This is a genomic window from Corynebacterium sp. HMSC036D03 (assembly GCF_001836185.1).
GTDB classification, from domain to species: Bacteria; Actinomycetota; Actinomycetes; order Mycobacteriales; family Mycobacteriaceae; genus Corynebacterium; species Corynebacterium simulans.
Genome location: NZ_KV827746.1, coordinates 241,000 through 245,235, shown reverse-complemented (window position 1 = coordinate 245,235; position 4,236 = coordinate 241,000). Strand labels below are relative to the sequence as shown.

6 protein-coding genes are annotated in these 4,236 nt (G+C 61.2%); 5 read left to right on the top strand and 1 reads right to left on the bottom strand.

The features are described 5' to 3' along the window. A partial coding sequence (locus HMPREF2692_RS13005) for a hypothetical protein (protein WP_210400655.1) occupies positions 1–668 on the top strand: 668 nt, incomplete at its 5' end. A gap of 189 nt (positions 669–857) precedes the next feature. Here the strand turns inward: HMPREF2692_RS13005 and HMPREF2692_RS09510 are convergent. Then, the gene (locus HMPREF2692_RS09510; protein ID WP_070497564.1) at positions 858–1,115 is read right to left on the bottom strand and encodes a MoaD/ThiS family protein; all 258 of its coding nucleotides are present in this window, start codon (positions 1,113–1,115) and stop codon (positions 858–860) included. Between the two features lie 84 nt (positions 1,116–1,199). Between HMPREF2692_RS09510 and HMPREF2692_RS09505 the strand changes: the two genes are divergently transcribed. The 4 genes from HMPREF2692_RS09505 to HMPREF2692_RS09490 all read left to right on the top strand — a co-directional run. After that, positions 1,200–2,351: a molybdopterin molybdotransferase MoeA gene (locus HMPREF2692_RS09505; protein WP_070497514.1), complete on the top strand. Its 1,152-nt coding sequence runs from the start codon at positions 1,200–1,202 to the stop codon at positions 2,349–2,351. Then, positions 2,351–2,821, top strand: a complete 471-nt coding sequence (locus HMPREF2692_RS09500; protein WP_070497513.1) for a MogA/MoaB family molybdenum cofactor biosynthesis protein — start codon at positions 2,351–2,353, stop codon at positions 2,819–2,821. The genes HMPREF2692_RS09505 and HMPREF2692_RS09500 overlap by 1 nt, the downstream gene beginning before the upstream one ends. Beyond that, on the top strand, positions 2,811–3,257 hold the full coding sequence (locus tag HMPREF2692_RS09495) for a molybdenum cofactor biosynthesis protein MoaE (protein WP_070497511.1): 447 nt from the start codon (positions 2,811–2,813) through the stop codon (positions 3,255–3,257). The genes HMPREF2692_RS09500 and HMPREF2692_RS09495 overlap by 11 nt, the downstream gene beginning before the upstream one ends. Next, the coding region (locus tag HMPREF2692_RS09490; protein ID WP_070823470.1) for a ThiF family adenylyltransferase at positions 3,254–4,236 on the top strand (983 nt) is incomplete at its 3' end. The genes HMPREF2692_RS09495 and HMPREF2692_RS09490, both read left to right, overlap by 4 nt.

Sequence of the window (4,236 nt, the reverse complement as noted above, 5' to 3'; positions counted from 1 at the left end):
ACCAAGCCCCACACACAAACAACTTGACACGCTCGACTGTGATGCTCGGTCTTGCAATTGGCGCAACACCATTGGCACAGGCAGACACTGCTCCCGCTACTGAAGCAACGCATAATCAAACAACGAAAGCATCCACATCGAAATTGCCAGTGGAAGAGTCCGATAAAACCTATGTCGAATACCGATCTGAAGCAGATCGTGAAGCTTTCGAGAAGCTCGGCCAATATATCAAGTATGACGAAAAAGGACTCGCCACTGCGGTTATCCCCGCGGATGTTCGCTCAGCAAATAAAGACGGCGCTACCAGGATCGATGAATTTATTCAACAGAATAATTCAGCCGTCGACCCGGCTGGACACCCTACTTTTACCACATACGGAAATGAAACAAAGGTGTCCCACTGGGGGCCAGTCGTAAAAGTTTATCTGAGTCACAATGTGGTTTCTAAAGCTACTAAAATTTTCACTGCCGGAGGCGCCGCTGGCGCGGTGACAAAAGAAATCATTGCAGAAGGACTCGCAGCTTCAGTTGCTGGATGGGTTGCAGTAGGACTAGGGGCCCTTGTTGCAGCAGGAGCTTTATGCGACTGGAATGACCAGGGAATCATCCTTTGGCAAAATCCTGTCCCAGGAATGAACCCCCCTTATGTTTGCACACCACAGAAGTAAGTAAACTGCTCCCCCTAGTTGTACTGAAACAGACACCCTCACAATGCAATACCGGAATCAGCTCCTTGAAGTGCTAAACGCCTAGGAACAGACCAGACCAACTTTGTTGGAGGCTAGTTGATACTCGGCAGAGTTTGTTGTCGGACGTAAATGCCCTGAGGGCCGATACAGGACACTAGACCAGCAGCCCTACCCGCCTGCAAAAGGCGGCAACACGTCAACACGCGTCGCACCCGTGAGGGTGGCGGCGCGTTCGGCGTTTTTGCCATCCACCAGGAAGGTGCAGCGGTCTAGCACCTCGCCCAAGCTCATGCCGGCCTCGGTGGTGCCACTGTGCTCTGCGGCCACGGTGTCCAGCAGCTCGCCTAGCGTTGCAGGAGCTGCAATCTGTTCGTGGCTTACACCTGCCGCTGCGCGGGCGGCGGCGAAATAGTGAATTTCAACCATGTCTGCCACTATGCCAGTTTTTGCATTGAAAGTGCCGTTAAAATTGGGGAGGTTAACCAGACACATAAGGAGAGGCACGCCAGCATGCGTAGTTACGAAGAACACCTAGCAGCTATCCGTGGGGCACTACCTGCACCGACGGTGGTGACGCGCTCGTTGCTGGAGGTCAATGGCTTGATCCTCGCGCGCACCATCGCCGCGGCTTATGACATGCCGCGCTTTAATAACTCGCAGATGGACGGCTACGCCATCACCACGACGGAAGGCGGCACCTTCACCGTCGGCCAGACGGTAGCTGCCGGTGCTATGCCCAGCGCGGCACAGGATGGCATCGCGGCCCCAATCATGACCGGCGCCAAGGTTCCAGAGGGCACCGTGACCATCGTCCCGGTGGAGCAATGCGAGCCACCGCAGTTCCCGCGCGAGGGTGAAAAGGTCACCATTCCGGCGGCTCCGGCGGGCCAGTTCATCCGCGAGGCCGGATCCGACATCGCGGCTGGCAAGGTGCTGGTGGAGGAAGGCACGCGGCTGGCCCCAGCCATCATCGGCACGCTGGCCTCCCAAGGCATCACTGAAGTCGAGGTCTATGCCCCAGCACGCATCGTGGTCGCCACGGGTGGCGCGGAGATCGGCGGCCAAGGTGCGACCAGCATCCCTGATGCGAATGCACCGATGATTGCTGCTCTCTGCCGCGAGTACGGCATTGAGGTCGTCGCCTTTGTACGCACCAACGATGACCCAGGCGTCCTGCGCTCCGATCTGGAAGGCGTGGTCCGCGTTTACCAGCCCGACGCCATCGTCACCTCCGGCGGCGTATCCCACGGCAAGTTCGAAGTCGTGCGCCAAGTCTTCGAAGAAGACGGCTGGTTCGGCCACGTGGCACAGCAGCCCGGCGGACCGCAGGGACTGTCCAAGCTAAGCAGCGTCCCGGTTATCTGCCTGCCCGGCAACCCCGTCTCCACGCTGGTCAGCTTCCGCATCTACGTAGGCCCCACACTGGGTCGCGCCAGGGCCGCACACACCGCGCAGGTCACCGTTCCAGTCACCGGCTTGGAAAGCCGCGACCAGTTCCGTCGCGGCATCATCGACTATGAAAACGGCATCGCCACGGCCGAGCTCTTCGCCGGCACTGGTTCGCACCTGATTTCGCAGGCCATGAGCGCCAACGCCCTCATCCGCATCCCGGCCGGCGCACAGCTGCAGCCGGGCGATGTCGTTGAGGTCATCCCGTTCTAATGGCGCGACGTGCAGTAGTAGTGGTTGCCTCCACCCGCGCGGCGGCGGGCATCTACGAAGATCGTTCCGGCCCCATCGCGGTGGAGTTTCTGCGGCGGATGGGCTTTGATACCCCGGATGCGCTCGTGGTACCCGATGCCGAAATCGCCGAGGCCCTCGATAAGGTCTTCGCCGCCCAGCCCAGCGTCATTTTAACCTCCGGAGGCACGGGCATTTCGCCTGACGACGCCACGGTGGAGGCCGTCTCCGCGCATCTGGCACGGGAGCTGCCGGGGATAGCGCATGCTTTTTACGCGGCGTCGGCAAGCGTGCCCACTGCCGCGCTCTCGCGTACCGTCGCCGGCGTCAACGCGCACACCTTCGCCATGGCGCTGCCCGGTTCCACCGGCGGGGTGAAGGATGGTTGTAAGGTTTTGGAACCTTTGCTGCCGCACATCGTCGATCAATTGGAAGGAAGGCATGAGCACTGATCCCGCCTTTGTCAGCGCCGATACCGGAAAGGTAATCGGGGCGATGATGACGAGCTCGCCCATTGAAAAGCCCGATATTTCCACCCCGGCGATGGGTGCCGTGGTCACCTTCGACGGCATCGTGCGCAACCATGATGGCGGGCGCGGCGGCGTGGAGCTCTTGCGCTATACCGCGCACCCCACTGCCGAATCCGAGATCTCCCGCGTGGCGCAAGAAGTCATCGCCGCGCATCCGAATACCCGCCTGTGGTGCGCACACCGCACCGGTGATCTGCGCGTGGGCGAGGCAGCATTCGTGGTGATCGCTGCCGCGGCCCACCGCGGGGACGCTTTCGCGGCTGCGGAAGAGTGCGCCAACCGCGTGAAGGCAGAGGTGCCGATTTGGAAAGAACAGCGTTACGCGGATGGTTTTAGCAATTGGGTGGGCTTGGAATGAGTAGGCGCTACGCACGCCAAGAGGCCCTGTGGGGTACAGAGGGCCAGGCCAAGCTAGCTAATGCAACGGTGGCGGTCATCGGTGCCGGCGGGCTTGGCTCGCCTGCCCTGCTCTACCTCGCGGGTGCAGGTGTGGGGCGCATCCTACTTTTCGACGACGACGTGGTCTCCTTATCCAATCTGCAACGCCAAGTCATCCACGGGATGGACGATATTGGTGGGCCGAAGACTGCGTCGGCCGCGGAGACGATCCATCAGCTCAACCCGGAGGTACAGGTACTGCAGTACCCGCGCCTAAGCTCCGCCACGGCGCTTGCGCACTTGGCTGAAGCCGACGTTCTCTTGGACGGCACCGATAATTTTGAAGCCCGCTACCTGTGCTCTTGGGCGTGCCACGAGCTGGGTATTCCGCACGTGTGGGCGTCGATTTTGGGATTCGATGCGCAGCTTTCCGTCTTCTGGTCTGGGCACGGTCCGGTCTACGAGGACGTCTTTCCCACGGCACCTGCCCCTGGCTCGGTGCCTTCGTGTTCCCAAGCCGGCGTGCTGGGCCCCGTGGTGGGCACGGTAGGTTCTGCCATGGCATTGGAGGCACTCAAGTACCTCACGGGTACGGGCACGCTGCTGACCGGAAAGATTGGATACTTCGATGCGCTGACCTGCACTTGGGAGTACATTCCGGTGGTTGCCGGCGGCGCAACGCCCACGCAGCCTGCCGACGCCCCCGAAGTACGCACCGTCCCCTCCGGCTACCGCATCATCGATGTGCGCACCGAGGAAGAACGCGCGGAGCATTCCATTCCCGGCTCCGAGCACTTCCTTTTGGACCGCATCCTGGCGGGTGAGAATCCCCGGCTCGGCCACGACGAACCCGCCGTGATCCACTGCGCCGGCGGCATCCGCTCCGCCCAAGCCGTAGCCGCACTGCGCGAGCGCGGTTACACGCAGGTCTACTCCCTGCGCGGCGGCATCAACGCATG